16 protein-coding genes and 1 pseudogene are annotated in these 17133 nt (G+C 45.3%); 8 read left to right on the forward strand and 9 right to left on the reverse strand.

The window, feature by feature from the left end:
• Positions 1–5 precede the first annotated feature (5 nt).
• The 4 genes from BLV90_RS12670 to BLV90_RS12685 are packed head-to-tail and all read left to right on the forward strand — an operon-like array spanning position 6 to position 4448.
• Positions 6–1847 carry an ABC transporter ATP-binding protein gene (locus BLV90_RS12670; RefSeq protein WP_091741665.1) on the forward strand — a complete coding sequence of 614 codons (1842 nt, stop codon included), beginning with the start codon at positions 6–8 and terminating at the stop codon, positions 1845–1847.
• A gap of 13 nt (positions 1848–1860) precedes the next feature.
• Positions 1861–3213 (forward strand): lanthionine synthetase C family protein, encoded by a 1353-nt coding sequence (locus tag BLV90_RS12675; RefSeq protein ID WP_177168051.1) that lies wholly within the window; start codon positions 1861–1863, stop codon positions 3211–3213.
• Between the two features lie 14 nt (positions 3214–3227).
• Complete coding sequence (locus tag BLV90_RS12680) at positions 3228–3812, forward strand: flavoprotein (RefSeq protein WP_091741671.1); 585 nt, start codon at positions 3228–3230, stop codon at positions 3810–3812.
• Positions 3813–3845: 33 nt separating this feature from the next.
• Positions 3846–4448 (forward strand): nitroreductase family protein, encoded by a 603-nt coding sequence (locus tag BLV90_RS12685; RefSeq protein ID WP_177168052.1) that lies wholly within the window; start codon positions 3846–3848, stop codon positions 4446–4448.
• Positions 4449–4554: 106 nt separating this feature from the next.
• Here the strand turns inward: BLV90_RS12685 and BLV90_RS12690 are convergent.
• Positions 4555–4674: pseudogene (locus tag BLV90_RS12690) on the reverse strand (helix-turn-helix domain-containing protein); the annotation flags it as partial.
• A gap of 484 nt (positions 4675–5158) precedes the next feature.
• On the opposite strand from BLV90_RS12690, the gene BLV90_RS12695 reads away from it, so the two are divergent.
• Positions 5159–6106, forward strand: a complete 948-nt coding sequence (locus BLV90_RS12695; RefSeq protein WP_091741677.1) for a trypsin-like serine peptidase — start codon at positions 5159–5161, stop codon at positions 6104–6106.
• Between the two features lie 104 nt (positions 6107–6210).
• Here BLV90_RS12695 and BLV90_RS12700 read toward each other — a convergent pair whose 3' ends face one another.
• Positions 6211–7365: a S1C family serine protease gene (locus BLV90_RS12700; protein WP_091741679.1), complete on the reverse strand. Its 1155-nt coding sequence runs from the start codon at positions 7363–7365 to the stop codon at positions 6211–6213.
• A 197-nt stretch (positions 7366–7562) separates the two neighbouring features.
• Here BLV90_RS12700 and BLV90_RS12705 point away from each other — a divergent pair, with 197 nt between their 5' ends.
• Positions 7563–7754, forward strand: a complete 192-nt coding sequence (locus BLV90_RS12705; RefSeq protein ID WP_091741682.1) for a hypothetical protein — start codon at positions 7563–7565, stop codon at positions 7752–7754.
• A gap of 208 nt (positions 7755–7962) precedes the next feature.
• Here BLV90_RS12705 and BLV90_RS12710 read toward each other — a convergent pair whose 3' ends face one another.
• Genes BLV90_RS12710 through BLV90_RS12735 form a run of 6 tightly spaced genes read right to left on the reverse strand, consistent with a single transcriptional unit; the run spans position 7963 to position 14323 of the window.
• Entirely contained in the window at positions 7963–8763 is an 801-nt protein-coding gene (locus BLV90_RS12710; RefSeq protein WP_091741685.1) for an MBL fold metallo-hydrolase, read from the reverse strand.
• A gap of 20 nt (positions 8764–8783) precedes the next feature.
• Positions 8784–9530: a two-component system regulatory protein YycI gene (gene yycI, locus BLV90_RS12715; RefSeq protein WP_091741688.1), complete on the reverse strand. Its 747-nt coding sequence runs from the start codon at positions 9528–9530 to the stop codon at positions 8784–8786.
• Positions 9531–9536: 6 nt separating this feature from the next.
• Positions 9537–10886: a YycH family regulatory protein gene (locus BLV90_RS12720; protein ID WP_177168053.1), complete on the reverse strand. Its 1350-nt coding sequence runs from the start codon at positions 10884–10886 to the stop codon at positions 9537–9539.
• The gene (locus tag BLV90_RS12725; RefSeq protein WP_091741695.1) at positions 10883–12712 is read right to left on the reverse strand and encodes an ATP-binding protein; all 1830 of its coding nucleotides are present in this window, start codon (positions 12710–12712) and stop codon (positions 10883–10885) included. The genes BLV90_RS12720 and BLV90_RS12725 overlap by 4 nt, the downstream gene beginning before the upstream one ends.
• Complete coding sequence (gene yycF / locus BLV90_RS12730; RefSeq protein WP_091741698.1) at positions 12709–13422, reverse strand: response regulator YycF; 714 nt, start codon at positions 13420–13422, stop codon at positions 12709–12711. The genes BLV90_RS12725 and yycF overlap by 4 nt, the downstream gene beginning before the upstream one ends.
• Before the next feature lie 25 nt (positions 13423–13447).
• Positions 13448–14323 (reverse strand): peptidase MA family metallohydrolase, encoded by an 876-nt coding sequence (locus BLV90_RS12735; protein ID WP_091741701.1) that lies wholly within the window; start codon positions 14321–14323, stop codon positions 13448–13450.
• Between the two features lie 208 nt (positions 14324–14531).
• Between BLV90_RS12735 and BLV90_RS12740 the strand changes: the two genes are divergently transcribed.
• Both BLV90_RS12740 and BLV90_RS12745 read left to right on the forward strand, forming a co-directional pair.
• Positions 14532–15281 (forward strand): YheC/YheD family protein, encoded by a 750-nt coding sequence (locus BLV90_RS12740; RefSeq protein ID WP_177168054.1) that lies wholly within the window; start codon positions 14532–14534, stop codon positions 15279–15281.
• Positions 15282–15500: 219 nt separating this feature from the next.
• Complete coding sequence (locus BLV90_RS12745; RefSeq protein WP_091741709.1) at positions 15501–16115, forward strand: hypothetical protein; 615 nt, start codon at positions 15501–15503, stop codon at positions 16113–16115.
• 62 nt (positions 16116–16177) lie between these two features.
• On the opposite strand, the gene murQ is transcribed toward BLV90_RS12745, so the two are convergent.
• Complete coding sequence (murQ, locus tag BLV90_RS12750) at positions 16178–17089, reverse strand: N-acetylmuramic acid 6-phosphate etherase (protein ID WP_091741712.1); 912 nt, start codon at positions 17087–17089, stop codon at positions 16178–16180.
• Between the last annotated feature and the right edge of the window lie 44 nt (positions 17090–17133).

The following is a 17133-nucleotide window of genomic DNA, read 5'->3' on the forward strand; positions in this document are numbered from 1 at the left end:
GGAACATGAATAGGGATAACCAACTAGAGAATGTATCCATTTATAACTTCGTGAAATTAGCATCCTATATCAAGCGGATTTTTACCATTCTATGGAGTGTTCATCCTCTGCAATTTGTTTCAATTATTGTGCTGACGATTTTGCAGGGGGTAGCTCCTACATTTTTTATCCTTGCCTCCCAGTTTGCGATCAATCAATTGGTTAGTAGTTGGGGAAGCGGATTTCACATCGTGATTAATGCCATGCTCGTATTAGGTGGGGTCATGGTATTTAATGAGCTTTGCAACATTTTACGTGTTTATGTGGATCGTATCTTTGAGGTTTCCCTATCGTACCAAGTGGATTTACTTGTCATGCAAAAAGCGTCCACGCTACATTTGAGTGACTTTGAAGATCATGAGGTACAGGATCAAATCAAACGAGTACAAAATGAATCCAATATCCGTGTCTATCAAGTATTTAAACAGGTGATGACCGTGCTCTCAGGAGGGGTGACACTGGTCTCCTCCGCACTTGTGTTGTTCGCTTGGCATTGGTGGGCAGCGGTATTGATCTTGGGTGTGCCTATCATTTTCTTTCCCCTCCTTTTGAAGTTAGGAGAAAAAGAGTTTAAATATTTATGGAAAAGAGCACCAAAGACAAGAGAGCTTTGGTATATCAACTACATTATGACCCGGGATCTCTCATTTAAAGAGGTAAAGCTGTATCAACTGGGTCCTTATCTAATCGATCAATATCAAAAAATTCATCGCAGTTTTATTGCAGAGGATAAGGAAATTGCTTTACAAAGAAGAAATCTCTCTTTTTTGTACTACGGAATCAACTACACGGCTGTGATGATTGTCATTCATTTTATCTTCAAAGCGGCTTACATGAAGCAATTGATGATTGGTAACGTAGTGGGGTATTTACAAGCAATCAATCTGACGTTATCTACGGCGCGTAATTTAACGCAAGAAGTGATGCTCTTGTTTCAAAACAATCTCTTTTTGGAGCAATTGTTCACTTATTTAGATATGAAGGTAGAATCTCCCGCTGAGTTAATCGAGGGAAAAAAGCATTTACAATCACCCATCACCCAATTGGAGTTACGAAACTTATCTTTTCAATATCCGAACACGGACAAGCCTGTACTAAAGGGTATTAATTTGCAATTACATGCAGGGGAAACGTTAGCGATTGTAGGGCCAAATGGATCTGGTAAATCGACGCTGATTAAGATTCTCACCCAAATGTATAACCAGTTTACTGGAGAGTATTTGATCAATAGAACGTCAATCCGTAAATACGATTCAGATGAGGTAAACAGAAGAATCGGAGGCGTTTTTCAAGATTTTGTACAGTATGAGATGCCTTTGCGGCACAATATTGGTTTTGGGGATGTAGAAAAAATCGATGACGATTTAGCGTTGATGAAGGCAGCTGAAAAGGGGGGGCTATCCTCTCTAGTCCATTCACTGCCTAAAAAACTCGATACACAACTCGGCAAGCTATTTAAAGATGGGCATCAGTTATCTGGAGGGCAGTGGCAACGGGTGGCGATTGCCAGAGCCTACTTAAGGGACGCAGATATTTGTTTGTTTGATGAACCAAGCTCATTTTTGGATCCCCAGGCGGAACATGAGGTATTTGAGAAGTTTAAGGATCTTGTACGTGATCGAATCGGTATTTTTATTACTCATCGTTTATCTTCTGTACGCTATGCGGATCGGATTATCGTGATGGATCAAGGACAGATCGTGGAAATGGGTTCCCATGATCAACTGATAAATTTAAACGGGCTATATAAAGATATGTTTACAAAACAAGCAGAAAGTTATCTGGATGCGAAAATATCAAGCGCTTAAGGGGAGGGGTTGGATGGAGAATAAAGTGATTCACAGACGCAGGGTGAGGTCAGCTATTGCCGATAAAGGATTAGAGATTAGCCAGAGGATAGCAGAGCGGTTGGTGGATCCAATTCAAATCAAAGAAATTGTGGAGCGCCCCGATAATGTATCTGTGATGGGAGCAACTCCCTGGGGGGATACCAGTCTTTCCCATGGGTATCCCGCTACCGTCCTCTTTTTTTCCCAGTGGGATCGGTATGAGCCGGATCAGAAATGGGATTATAAGGGACATGCTCATATTGTAGAAATGCAACGGGCGCTAGAGTCGAATGGAATCGGCAGTATATCCTTGTTTGGCGGCTTGACGGGTGTGGCCTTTGCTTGTCAAGCGGCGTCAAGGGAGGGGGAGCGGTACGGCAATTTTTTAAAGGTGATCCATAGCAAAATTGCACAGGAGACGAAGCGATTTATCGAGGGGGACAACACTCGGCGCAAATCAGAGGTCGGTCTTAGTCCAAAGGTGTATGATGTGATCTCTGGGTTAAGCGGGATCGGACGCTATGCATTGAATCACCCTCATCATGATGAATTAAACGATGTACTTGAGCAAACCCTGCACCACCTCGTAGAGGTGAGTCATGATATTGAAGTAGATCATCATACGGTACCTGGTTGGTACATTCCTCAACAGTATCAATTTATGGAGAGAGAGAAGGAGCTTTTTCCAAAAGGGAATTTTAATTGTGGACTTGCCCATGGTATTCCTGGGCCGTTGGTATTGCTCTCCTTAGCATCGCTCCGAGGTTATCGAGTGGACGGTCAGCTGGAAGCGATTCAACGGATGAGTGATTGGTTAGTTAAGCGAGCCTATCAGGATCGATATGGTGTTTTGTGGTCGGATCGCATTCGCTTTGAAGAGGAGGTTTCAAGGAAGCCTTCGCAAAAATATTTTTCGCGGGAAGCTTGGTGTTATGGTGCGCCAGGAGTTGCTCGTTCATTATATTTAGCTGGGATGGCATTAGGAGATGAAGAGTTAAAGAAACTGGCAATTCAAGCAGTAAAATCGAGCTTCATGCGGCCGGAGGAACTAAGCAAGCTTGAATCTGCAACCTTTTGTCATGGGAAAAGTGGGATCCTCCAAATATTACTGAGGATGGCGAAGGATACAGGTGAGGAAATTTTTGTGAAACATGCGGAATTGATGGCAAAGGAGATCATCGATATGTTTCAAGGGGAGTCACCCTTTGGCTATCAGGATCTTGAGGGGGGAAGGGGGCTCAATAAAGCAGGGCTGTTGGAAGGTGTTTCTGGGATCGGGTTATCGTTAATGAGTCTAAGTGAAAAACAGGATGCTGATTGGGATGCAGCCTTCCTGATTTCATAATGGAGTGAGAGCATATGGATACCGATCAATTGAAAATAAAGAATTTGTTGGTGGGGATAGGTGGATCGATATCCGTGCTAGCCGTTCCATCTTATTTGACCCTCTTTGCTCATTTTTTTAAAGAAGTAAAGGTGATCATGACCCCATCGGCTGCTCGCCTACTTCCACGAGAAACAGTTAATCTGCTATGTGCAGGCGCATATACCGATGAGCAGGAATTTTCCCAGGAGATCAGCCATGTAGAGTTAACTAGATGGGCGGATGGATTGGTCATTTTACCTGCAACAGCAAACACCATGGGCCAGGCCGCAAATGGGTTGGGTGATAACTTACTAACTACGGCGATTCTTGCCTATCCGGAACCGATTATTTATTTTCCTAATATGAACGAAAGAATGTGGAGAAAAAAATCTCTCCAGCGAAATATCAAAACATTAGAGGCAGATGGGGATATTGTAGTAGAGCCCTCTCATCAGATGGCCTATGAGGTGGCCTCTGGCAAAATGCGACCCAATTACACGATTCCGTCAAAGGAAAATGTAATGAAAGTGATTTATAAACAGCTGGTCGGTAATGTACAAACGGTTAGTAAATCATAACCTTAATGATAAGAAGAGGGGGAGATTCTAAAGATGGCGATGTCAGTTAAACAAGCGATGGAAACCCGTTGTAGTATTCGCACGTATCTACAAGAGCCTGTACCAAGAGAGGATATTGAGGAGATCATTCGTTTAACGCGCTTAGCACCCAGTGCGTGGAATATTCAGCCTTGGAGATTTATCGTGGTTACCAATAAAGAAACCAAACAGGAGCTTTATAACATCGCGAATAAGCATCCGCAAGTAGAGAGTGCACCGGTTGCCATTGTTGTGACGAGTGATATGGAGGATGCCATCGCCAATCTGGAAGAGTTTATCCATCCCAGCATGCCTGAGGATGCAAGGGCGTGGTTAACGAATACGATACCAAAAATATTTGGTGAGCAAACCATAGAACAACGTGGACAATGGGGAGTAGCTCAATCCAATATCGCCCTGGGCTATTTGCTGATAGCGATTCGTAGTCTTGGTTATGATTCATCGCCGATGTATGGATTTAACCCCTATAAAGTACGCGAGTTGTTTGAGTTATCCGATCATGTACAAATTCCTTCCATTGTTACCTTAGGGAGGCGAGGAGAGGAAGGAAGAGAACACCATCGACATTCATTAGATAAATTGATTCGTTATGTTTGACACTCCCACAGCTGAAGCAGTGGGATTCTTGGGAGCTCCCATCTACCGACAGGATCGATTCCAAGCTTAGACGGTCTGCCCAACCGCAAGTACACGAAGTCCTTCAGGATTCGTTCCATCTGGCTAGAAAGTGATTAAATGTGAAACGACTACATCCCATAGATTTATGGATGAGAATGGTTTGTTCCTTTGTTGGATACAAGCGAAATTTAAACGCTTTGTGCATGGGTTTACCTCCCCTTTATCTAATTATATACGGGGATTGTCAGCCTTGCGAGAGGGAAGATCTCCCCTCTCTCGTCTGACGCTCGCTTTCATCCCAACCCTGAAGGGCTGGGTTTTCCCGCTCGTAATCTATAATAAGATCAGCCTAAAAGTTTCAGATAATAAATAAGACAAGAGAAGAATCCCGGTGGAGGGTTACTTCTCTTGTTTTTTACTATTTTTTTAAAAAAATTATGGCGATAAATAGTCACACACCTATTTACGCATCATCTATTTTTTAAATTAGGTTAATCGACAGCCCTGCAATGGATCCTTTCAACCTCGTAATTAATCCCCTCTTCTTGGGGGTTGTAAGCCTGAATGGGTAATCGTTTTGCAGCGGAATTACAATGAAACTGTTACGCAAAATTTTCCCAGTAAATAATTGACAAAACAAAACCTACTGTTTATAATTTTCACGAAAAATAGAAAAGGGAGGCACGTACGTGATCAATCGCAAAAGAGGTTTACGAATCCCGTTACTTGGTCTGGTTGTCGCCGTCTCACTCTCTTTACCACTGATAGGGCTCTCCAGCGCAGAAGCTGCTCCATCCAAGTCCAAACTGTCGCCAGACACGATGATCTCTAATGATGGTACGATTACTGCACCAACAGCACCTTTTAGTAACGAATTCAGCAAGCAACGGGATGGAGGAGCTACTACCTCCAGTTACAAAGGAAACGGTGAGGCTCTTGCCAAGCAAACATCCATTGTAACCAAAAAAGATACGGTAAAAAATGATCCTCCCTTTATCGGGGTTAAGTCCATCATCGGCTCCGATGGCCGCATACGAGTCAACCCTACAACCTCCTTTCCCTACAGTGCTATTGCACAAATCTCTAGTGATATTGGCGATTGCACAGGTTGGTTTATCAGTGCAGATACCATTATCACCGCTGGTCACTGTGTCTACAACACAGGAAACAACAAGTGGGCATCCTGGGCGACCATCACCCCGGGTAGAGACGGAAACAATGCTCCCTATGGTACCTATAGTGCAAAATCCTTCCACTCGGTACTGGGTTGGGTAACCAATGAAGATACCAACTATGACTACGCTGCTATCAAGATCAATTCCGACATCGGATACACAACCGGTTGGTTCGGTCTTCGCTTGCAACCCGGCTCCCTAACCGGTACAGCGGAAACAATCAGTGGATATCCTAGGGACAAAGCCTATGGAACCCAATGGCGCCACAGTGATCAAATTCGTCAAACCTATGATCGAAAATTATACTACGGCAATGACACGTACGGCCAAAGTGGCTCCCCTGTCTATACAAATGACTACTACAGTGTTGCCATCCACACCAATGGTGGAAATCCCTATAATAACGGAACACGCATTAACGAAAATGTTTTCAACAACCTCCTATATTGGAGAGACCACTAAAAACAAACCCACTCGATAGGAGAGTCCCCTCTCTAGTGGATTGCAGACAGCACAAAATCGCCCGCTATTAGCCTATAGCGGGCGATTTTGTGACTTGATAGCTCCTAGGATTTTTCTCTTAATTTCACTTTGGCTGTCATCTTTTTCCCGTCACGGTAGAAGGTGAAGGTGGTTGTTTCGCCGACTTCTTTCTCTTTCCAGAGATAGGAGCGAAGTGCCGAGCCATTTTTGATCGGTTTACCGTCCAGGGCTGTAATAACGTCTAATCGTTGTAGATTGGCCTCATCGGCACTGCTACCATTGGTTACATTGATGATGGCTACGCCATTACGGACCGAGTCAGGAAGGTTTAACCGCTGACGGTCGTCGTTGGTGATCGTGTCTAGATCACGCAATTGAATACCGAGGAAGGGTCGCTTTACTTTACCATATTGGACGAGATCATTGATTGTTGGTTTTGCGTCATTGGAAGGGATGGCAAAGCCAAGACCCTCGACACCCTGCTCCGCAATTTTAAGGCTATTAATTCCGATGACCTGTCCAGCGACGTTAACGAGTGCTCCACCTGAGTTCCCAGGATTGATCGCAGCATCTGTCTGAATGGCATCCATCGCCATGTTCTCTGAAACAGCGATTTGTCGATGGGGGGAGCTGATCACCCCTGATGTTACGGACTGAGAAAACTCCAATCCAAGGGGATTTCCGATGGCGATGGCAGGTTCGCCAGCCTTCAACTTATCAGAGTTGCCAAATTGGGCGACCGCCTTTACATACTCAGAGGACATTTCCAATACGGCTAAATCAGTGGGCTCATCTTTTCCAATCACGCGGGCGCTCACTTCTTTCCCTTGGCCTTCACCAGGGATGACCACACTTACCTTGTCAGCACCAGCGACTACATGTTGGTTGGTTACAACTAGGGCTTTACCCCCCTGTTTTTTAAAGATGACTCCAGAACCAGTCCCCTGTTCGACAGTTTTTTGTGTAAAGGGATCACTTGATTTCTGGTTGACGATTCCAACTACAGCGGGGCGAACCTTTTCGACTGCTTTGGTGATATTGGAAGTAACATTGACAGAACTCGCGGGACCTGTGTTTTCTGAAACGGCAGGTCCTTGGAAGGATTGTTGAGGAAGAATTCCGGATCGAACTAAGGCAGGTGACACGATTAGTACCAGGAGCCCACCAACGATTGCTGAAATCAAAGCAACCCAAATTAGGCTCTTGGTACTTCTATTCCGATCATTATAAAACCCCACGGGCACATTCCTCCTTGAACCAATCAAATCAGACGTAAATTCTCTAACATTATGTGATGGGTGTAACTTTATTATACTGTTTCCCTGTGGTGTTCTAAAGGAGAGATAGCTAGAAAATGTTTTTAATTTTCAAACGTCAAGGTTTGCGTCCTTTCTCTGTCGGTCAAACTGAAAGAAAAAGGTAAGGAGCACGGCGGATGAGTTCAAATAAAAGAACGGAGCCGATTGATCCATGGACCTTGGTCAACTGGGGTGCGCAGTTGGCTGATCTCAAGGAAGCAGATCATCGTACTCGTCTCTGGCTGGGAACCCTTATTCAGGTAATGATCGATAATAAACTCGTATCCATCGAGGAGTTAGAAAAAAGAATGGCAGAGCTAGATGGCTAGTTTTTGTGCAAAAAAAACCCTGCAACCTATGCAGGGCAGCGGATTCAACAGAGATGTAGGGGTAACCCAAAAGAATGGCTAGGTTAACATCAATATGGCTCGCTGTTAAAGGAGGACACTTATTATTATAGCGGCTTTCCCTTAGGGAATCATGAGAATGAGATTAAAATTAGCTGTGATTGATCTAAGAGAATGACAGCTATTTTTTTTATGATCGTTTTCGTATTTTTCTGAGAGGAGTGGGACGATCCGGCCAGGTTTCTCGTAAATGGATGTCCTTTCCTACCTTTAACCCTTCTTCTTCGAGAATGCTTCGTACGGTGAGATGGGCTAGTTCGGTCAGGTTGTTATCCTGACTCAAGTGAGCGAGGTGAACATCTTCTCCTTCGCCCTGAAGAATGTCGAGGAGGGCTTCTGCGGCATCTTCATTGGATAGATGACCAACGTCACTTAAAATTCGTCGTTTGATGTTCCAGGGGTATGCACCCATGCGAAGCATCTCGACGTCATGGTTGGACTCAAGAATGAGTGCTTCTGCTCCTCGTATCTTTTCAACAATACGCTGATTAATATAACCTGTGTCAGTGACAAGGCCAAGGGAGACATCTTCTGCGTGAAAGCAAAATCCCATAGGCTGAGCGGCATCATGGGAAATGGGGAAGGATTCGATGGCAAGATCCTTTAATTGTAGGGTAGATAGCACAGGAAAGATGCGTTGCTGATCGGGATGAATCGCCCCAACGCCACTGGGTAAGCTTCCCCAAGTAGCTTCATTCATATAGATAGGAAGTTGGTACCGACGAGCAAAGACACCCAGCCCTTTAACATGGTCGATGTGTTCATGGGTAACCAAAAGGGCGTCCAACTGGGTAGGATCGGCACCGATTGCCTTCATTTTTGTTTCCAATTGTTTGCCAGATAGGCCAGCGTCGATGAGAATGCGGATGTTCTCGGTTTCTATGTAGAGGGAGTTTCCGGTACTCCCACTGGCCAATATGCTGTACTTCATGGGATAGGCTCCTCCAGCTTCTATTCGTGATTGGTTTCATTGACGGAGGATTCAATTGCGCCATTAAAAGCATTGACAAAGAAGGTATGTTTTTTGGTTTGGATCCGCCACATGGGTTGTAAAATACGAACCTTTTTATCATAAGACTGGCTATGATATCCCAATTGGATATTGGTGACGGTCTCTTTTTTTTGGATTTGTCCCTTTTCAATTAAGTTGATGAGTGTCGTAGTGGCAGCGACTCCGGGCCGTTTTGCCCCATTTTGGGATTCAACCTTGAAAAGAGATTGTCGCAGGGAGGTCAGGTGGTTTTTATTCTTCCATTTCGCCTCGATCTTGCCGTCGAAAATGAGGTTTTTGCCATATCGTTGATAATAAACTTGACGTTTATCGTTGGATTCATCGGGTTGAAAGACGTAGTTATCCAGGCTATCGATATAGCGATTAAGGGTTTTCTCTCGATCTCCACTAACAGTTAGAGGAGGATCAAAGGTTTGCACCCAGGTACCATCGGTGTCATTGGTCCAAGGTTCCTTAAAGGAAACAGGACTTCCTTTAAGGGAGTTTACTTGAGGAGGTTCCGCAGGTGTTTTACCAAGGATCGTGATGTCCGCCTCTGTAGCGATTTCATTAAGCTCTTCCTGTGTATTGGTAGCCTGATCATCCTGGGATTGTTCTGTTCTAGCATTGAATAGTTGGCTAGCTAGAAAGATGTTTAAGGCGAGGAAGGCCATGATGAGTATACTTTTGGCTTTGCTCCATTCCATGACGGGTCACCTCCCAGGTGATCGCTTTTCTACATAATTTCTTGTCCCATCCTCCAATTGAATGATCCATGTGGGAATGAAAGTAACGGCCTGATCTTTGATATCCGTTCGGTATCCAGGGTAGATACTGGTTACTTTCTTCTCTAACGAGATCCCCTTGCGATCCAATTCAGCGAGTAGTTCTTTTTTGTCGGGTAGGTAACTCACCTTCGTTGCCTTTTTATCTGGTTGTAAGGCTGGGTAGAAGAGTGAGCGATCATAGCTTGTTACTCCTTTGCCCACCGCAGAGAGACGTAAAGTGGCTGGGGTAATTTTCTCTCCTCCATCCCAAAAGACAGGGAGGCCGTTGGTGTAAAGGCGGAATCGAAAGAAAGGAGTGACTTGGTCTGGGTCATTTTCTATATCGTCAAGGAGGAAATTCCCCGTCCATCCTTCGTGTCGACGCATAAACTGCTGGATCAAGTCCAGTTGATCTGTCAGGCTGAATTCCGATTCGGTGGTGGAATCCGGGCGATTGTAAGTGATTAAATTCTTGGCTGTATTGTGTTGGAGGGTTCGAGTGGTATCGGTGTACATCGTAGCACGATCTAGGGTGAGTTTTTTTTCGATTAGATTAGGATCTGGAAATAGTGCAAGCTTTAGATCATTAATCGTAATCTTTTTTAAAGGATAGCGCAGTTGCTGAACGGCGAGTGGATCATTTGGTAGATAGAGGGGTCTTGGTATCGCGCCCGAATTTTTCTTAGGAAGGGTAGCGGATAAGAAAGGAGCATTTAGTTTGTCCGCGACCTTTATTAAATCAGCAAAGGATTCCAGAGTCGCTTTGTATTGCACGGTTTTTCCTGTTTCATCTGAGATAAAACGAGCAGATTGATCGCCCGCAGCATTTTGATAGATCCATACCCGGCTGACCGAGCGTAGATCCGGTTTTGGTAGATCCGTGGTGAAGAATGCTTGCATGATCTCTGGAGAGAGGTTGTTGTTAAAGCGCAACTCAATCCCATCTTTTTTCGCCATGAGGTTATTCCAGTCCTTGTTGGATGGTGTCACCTTTTGTGGTCTCGTCAGCTCAGTTAGATGTACATTGGAAAGGAGATTACGAATTTGACTCTTTTCCAAGTTTCCTGGGATTTGTTGATGCTTTCCATTCTGATGGATGAGAATTTGACTGGGTGCAGCAATTTCGTGGACTCCTTGTTTTTCAAAGGATTCCTTGACGATCTTATGGGGATAGGAATAATCATCCGGCGTCAATACCTGCTCATAGGAAGGAGAGGTATAAAGAAGAATCCCCGACTGCACAAAGCTAGTCAGGATGAGTATGGTCAAGAGGACGGATTTGATGTGATCTATCATCGGATTACCTCCGGTACATAGGGGGGCAGCGTAAAGTGGACGGTGGTGCCCCATCCATAGCGGCTATCTATATCGATCGATCCACCGTGGGCTTCGATGATCTCTCTTGCAATAGCCAGTCCAAGTCCAGTACCACCCATATTACGAGAGCGGGCTTTATCCACACGATAAAATCGCTCAAAAATGAGGGCGAGATCCTTTTGAGGAATACCGATCCCTCGGTCAGAGACGGCTACTACAACGAAGCCATCCGAACGACGGCGAGCAGAAACGGTGATACTTCTTTCTTCAGGAGTGTATTTGACCGCGTTGGAGATCAGATTGTCCAATACTTGATCCAACTGATCCCGATCCCCGTATATTTTGGGTAAATGATCATTGAAACGGAAGGAAATATCAATATTTTTTTGTTCCGCAGAAATGGAAAATCGCTCTACAGCATCCGAGAGAATCTCCTCGATTGCTACGGGTTGCCGATTAAAGCGAACCTTTTGGGCGTCGAGACGGGATAGTTGTAACAGGTCGTGGATGAGGCGGGTCATTCGCTCGGATTCCTGACGGGTGACCCGTAGAAAACGTTTGGCTAACTCGGGATCTTCCATCGCCCCACCTTCGTCGAGGGCTTCTAAGTAGCTCTTGATGGTGGTGAGAGGAGTCCGTAGCTCGTGAGAGACATTGGCCACAAATTCCTTCCGTTGTCGATCTAGTTTATTCTCTTCGGTAACATCCTGGAGAACCGTAATCAAGCCAACGGTCTCCTCTGAGCGGCGGATGGGGGTAAAGGTGATCTTGACTACCGTGGGCTCATCTTCATCCTCACGATTTAATTCCAGATAGGCTTGCCGTTCCTCCACTAGAGGAAAAGGGAGAGGCTCTGATAAGGGAAGAGCCTGGGTGATGGGATCCCCTTTAGCAATCGTCCTCCCTAGGATGTTGCCTGCCCGTTGATTGATGACAATCACACACCCTCGATCATCTGTAGCAATAACACCATCGTTCATATTAGTCAAAACGGACTCTAATTTTCCTTTTTCCTCTTCGTTTTGGGAAAGAGCTTCGCGAAGGTGTTGCGCGAGGTGGTTGAAGGCGGCAGCGAGTTGACCAATTTCATCATTACTTTTCACAGCTACTTTTCGGTGAAAATCACCAAGAGCCATTTCAGAAGCTTGTTCGGTGATCTCTTTAACCGGGTTGGTAATGGTACGAGCCAGGATAATCCCCAAGATCGCCGTGCCAACTAAGGAGAAAAGTGAAATTTGTAGAAGTTTGTTGTTAATTGTCCGAATGGTGTCATAGGTTTTCTTCATCGGGGCTTCGATGTAGATGGCACCGATGACTTGATCATTCTCTGTAATTGCTTTGGAATAAAGGATGAGAGGTTGATTGTTTGGGCCTCGACGAAACTGTGTATCGTTGGTGTTAACTCCACGGAGAACAGAAGTTACCCGTGGATTTTTTTGTCCAATCTTGGATTTGTTTTCTGCTGTGGTACTAAGGACGACTCCATCTTGATCGAGGAGCTGAACGATTTGCCCTGAGCCTTTATCAAGGATATAGATGTTTTGTAATAATTTGTTTAATCGTTTGCGTTTTTCAGCGGAATTGAGCTGGGGCTTAGCCAGCTCCTTAGCCATACCGCCCGGAGAGATTAGTAGATCGGCTTGTCGTTTGAGACGAACTTCTAGATCGCCAACGTAAAAATCCTCTAACTCTTGAAAGAAATAGACACCAATCAATTGGATCGCGATCAATAGGAGAGAGATGTAGATCAGAACCATCTTCCATTGAACACTATTAAATAAACGGAGCCATTTGAAAAATTTCATCGGTCTCCTTGGGGATCCCGCATGGTGTAGCCGATACCGCGCCGTGTGATGATATAGATGGGCTGGCTGGGATCATCCTCGATTTTTTCACGTAGACGGCGAATCGTAACGTCTACTGTCCGCACATCACCAAAATAATCATAACCCCAGACGGATTGGAGGAGATGTTCGCGGGTAAGCACTTGGTTGACGTTTTTGGCCATATATAAGAGAAGTTCAAATTCCCGGTGAGTCAATTCAATCGGTTCTTTTTCTTTGGAGACAAGATAACTTCCCTGATCGATGGCAAGGGAGCCGACTCGAAGGATCTGGGATGTGGTAGATGTTGTAGGCTCTTCAGCACGGTCTCGGGTACGACGAAGGTTTGCTTTTACCCGGGCGAGGAGCTCACGGTTGCTAAAGGGTTTGGTGACATAATCATCCGCGCCAATTTCAAGGCCGAGTACTTTGTCCACTTCAGAATCCTTCGCGGTGACCATAATGATAGGGACTTGATGATGTTGCCGTACGCGACGGCATACTTCGATACCATCGGCCCCCGGCAACATCAAGTCCAGAAGAACAAGATCCGGCGGCTCTGCAATAATGCGCTGGATCGCCTCTTCACCGTCATAGATGCACTCTACCTCGTAACCTTCCTTTGATAGATTAAATTGCAGGATATCTGCGATAGGTCGTTCATCTTCAACGACAAGAATTTTGGCACACATAGATTCATCCACCCCGCAAGAAGAGTTATCGGCCGATTTGATAAAGCCATTTATCATAAGATCGCTTCGGTGTCTCGCCATACGTTCGTTTCCACGCCTCGTTAAATGTTTTCCCCTGAGCTAGATGCTCTTGTAGTTGTTTGTTAAGTTTCTCCCCATGAGAATCTATTATCCAGCGCAGAAAGAGAAAGGATTGTCGGTAGGCGAGGTCTTGGTTAGGTAACTGATCAAAGCGATTGTAAAGCTCATCATAGGTATATAGGACATACTTTGGTAGCGGTTGAGTAGGTGGTACTCGTTCATAGTCTAATTCTTTATATTCTACCCATTGGGCAAAGGCTTCTGTATACCATAGAGGGTAGTTCCCCCCGGTGGTTCGGTCCAAATAATAATGGGTGATTTCATGGGTGAGCGGTCCTTCCTTATGAAAGAGACGAGCCCACTTGCTAGGTTGTTGGGTAGCAGAGGGAAAACTCATATTCCATGCCGCAGGATCGAGAATGTAGACGGCTCCTGCCGTATAGATACCGTTGGCATTATGGCTGTTTCTAGTAGTGAAATGTTCCTCCATCCTTTGACGATCCGGGAAAAGAAAGATCGGTAAGGGTCGCCTTGGCTTAAAATTGTAGTGCTTCGCAAAGGAGGAGAGGATGTCTTCAGCCTCTTTAGAGATGAGCGTAGCCTCTTCTTTTTGGGAAGGGGTGTAATAGACAAGCGCCTGTGGACTCTTGATCAAGTCAAAGTCACGGAAGCGCCAGGATTCTAACAAAAAATTCCCTTGATGAAGAAGCGGCTGTGCGAGAATCGTCCCGCGTTGATTAAAGCCGATGATCAGTATTAAGAGAAGGATTATCCACAATAAATAAGATTTTCGGTTAGTTGAGGGTCGTTCATTGTACATTTTTGCACATTCCTTTACGGGTAACAACATGCACTACATTCATTTCCATTTTAACACATTCATATAGGGAACGGATCATGGTGCGAGTTGGGTAAAATTAGGCGAAGTTGTTTCACTGCCACAGATGCGAAGGAATAGACTAGGGATGTACACAGATAGCTCGCCCATTCATCTGACATATGTATCAGGCTATAAGGAGAGGACACCCATGCGTAGAAGATATCGGCAAATTGCTAGTAAAGCGCTTAAAACAAAGGTGATGCTATCCCATCAACCCTTGGCGGCTTATATTCCAGACACAAAGTGGTTGCATAAAGATGAGCTGATACAGATGTTGGATCAATACCCGACGGTGTTTGTTAAACCGGATAAAGGGGGTGGCGGCTCAGGAATCGTTCGCATTCAAAAGGACGGAGACCAATGCGAATTACGCTGGCGTAAAGAACGCCATCTGATGAAGATGAGGGATCTTTGTAAACGTTTGGTGAGGTTTCTCTCTCCTTCTCGTCAATACATTATCCAACAGGGAATTGAAATAATGAAGGTGGATGGACGCCCCTTTGATATCCGTATCATGCTACAAAAGCCCGAGGAGGAGTGGCTCCTCAGCGGGATGGTAGCCAAGGTAGCCGCTCCAGGACAATTTGTGACAAATCATTGTAAGGGTGGAAGGCCTCTCACGGCAAAGGAAGCGATAATAAGGGCATTTGGTAAAGGGAATCCGGTCAATGAACAACTCTGCTCAAACTTACTTTCCTTATCCAGAATGACGGTGGATGTCTTAAATGCCCGTTTTCCCGGTATTAAGGAACTTGGGATTGATATCGGGCCCGATCAACAGGGGCATCCTTGGATTTTTGAAGTAAACACCCGTCCAAATTTTTTCGTGTTTCAACATTTGAAGCAACATCCAGAACAATATCGTCGAATTCTTCAACATCATAAACGATTGATATAGGAAAAAAAGAAAAACGGGAGAACTTGTCTCAATTCGACAAAATCTTCTGTTGACTGTGAGTAGTCAGCATTGATACTATATTTGGCAAAAGAAGGATTTGCACAGGCATAATGAGAAAAAAATGCGGTGCTGGCTTCTTTACTTTTTCTCTTGTAGCTGCAGAGGAATTGGGCTACAAGGGGTTGGACAAGTACCGACGATTTGAAAGGGGTTCTGAAAATGACGATCACAGTAGGCGTTTATTTGGGGAAAAAAGATCGGTTCCTGCGCAATTGGTATGATATCCTGCCCCGAGGTCAGTTCCCTCTGTTGGTTAAATACTGTATCCAATCCTATCTAAAGGGCGTATATTTTCCTTTAGATACGATTTGTGACCGGGGAACGTTCAGAGAGCGGATGGGTGTATTACAGGAGCTATCCCCTACACAGCGGAATGTGACATTTACGAAGGAAGATGGGCCAATCTTTGATTGGGTAGATAGTGTAGATAACGGATATCGCAGTGAAGAGATTAAAAGTATTTTGAAAGAAACGATTATACATACTCTTTTAGAGGAACCTGAACGGGCTCCCCTGGCCCACCAAACCTATCGGAGACGATATGGTGGTCATTGGCAAGACCGTGAGGGAGCAGCGGCCTTAGAAGGACGTGAAGGTGTTCCTGAGCGAGGAGCAGCAGGAACTTATATGAATTCTGATGGAAGACAAGGTCCGATTCGTATCGAAGAACTTTATGGTGTGAAGGAACCATTATCACACAAAACGGTGAATGAAGTGGCTAGTGCCGAGAGAGAAGAGGAACGTCCTCCTTACACGCGCTGGGTAAATCGTTAAGACGAAATTCCCACAGAAGAAAAGGCAACGGGTAACCCGTTGCCTTTTTGTAACTGTTGTTTTTAGGAGGATGAGTTATTCCCTAGAGCATCTCTTACACGACCAGCGGTACTGGTAAGGCGCTGGCGAGCAGACGCTGCATCGGTGTTTGCTAAAAGCATGACAATGGCTGTTTTCGTTTCACCGCCTGCTAGATCGAGGGTGGTGGATGCCTCACTTAATGGTACACCCGTAGCTAAGGAGACAATCTGCCGGGAGCGTTCATGCAGTTTTTTGTTCGTTGGTTTTAGGTCAACCATTAGGTTGCCATAGGTTTTGCCAAGGCGAATCATCATGGCTGTACTCAGCATATTGAGAACAAGCTTCTGGGCGGTTCCTGCCTTCAGCCGGGTAGACCCAGTGAGGATCTCTGGTCCCGTCTTTATATCGATAGCAATGGTAGCAAGGCGACCAGCAGGAGAGTGAGGATTGCAGGCAATCGAAGCACTTTGTGCACCGATATGTTTGGCGTGGGTTAAAGCCCCCATCACATAAGGAGTACGTCCACTAGCGGATAGAGCGACTAGAAAGTCCGTTGGATTGAATCCGCTTACTTGTAGATCCTCTGCACCCTGTTCTGCACTGTCTTCGGCCCCTTCAATGGCAAACCGTAAGGCGTGATCCCCTCCTGCGATAATTCCCTGCACCGTTTGCGGATCGCTGGAGAAGGTAGGTGGGCATTCAGAAGCGTCCAATACCCCCAGACGCCCACTTGTTCCAGCTCCAATATAAAAAATTCGTCCCCCCTTTTGTACAGCTTCTACCATAGCATCTACCGTTTGGGCTACTTGGGTTAGTTCTCCTCTTACTGCTTGGGGAACCCGTTGATCTTCTTGGTTCATTACGGATAAGATTTCCATCGTGGTCATGCGGTCTAACTCATAGGTGGCTTCATGTCGTTCTTCAGTAACCCAGTGAGATGTCTCCTTGTCCATCGATAAATCCTCCATAAGAAAGAATCCCGCCGTCCTGGCGGGTT

Source organism: Marininema mesophilum, from assembly GCF_900106775.1.
Taxonomy (GTDB): Bacteria; Bacillota; Bacilli; order Thermoactinomycetales; family DSM-45169; genus Marininema; species Marininema mesophilum.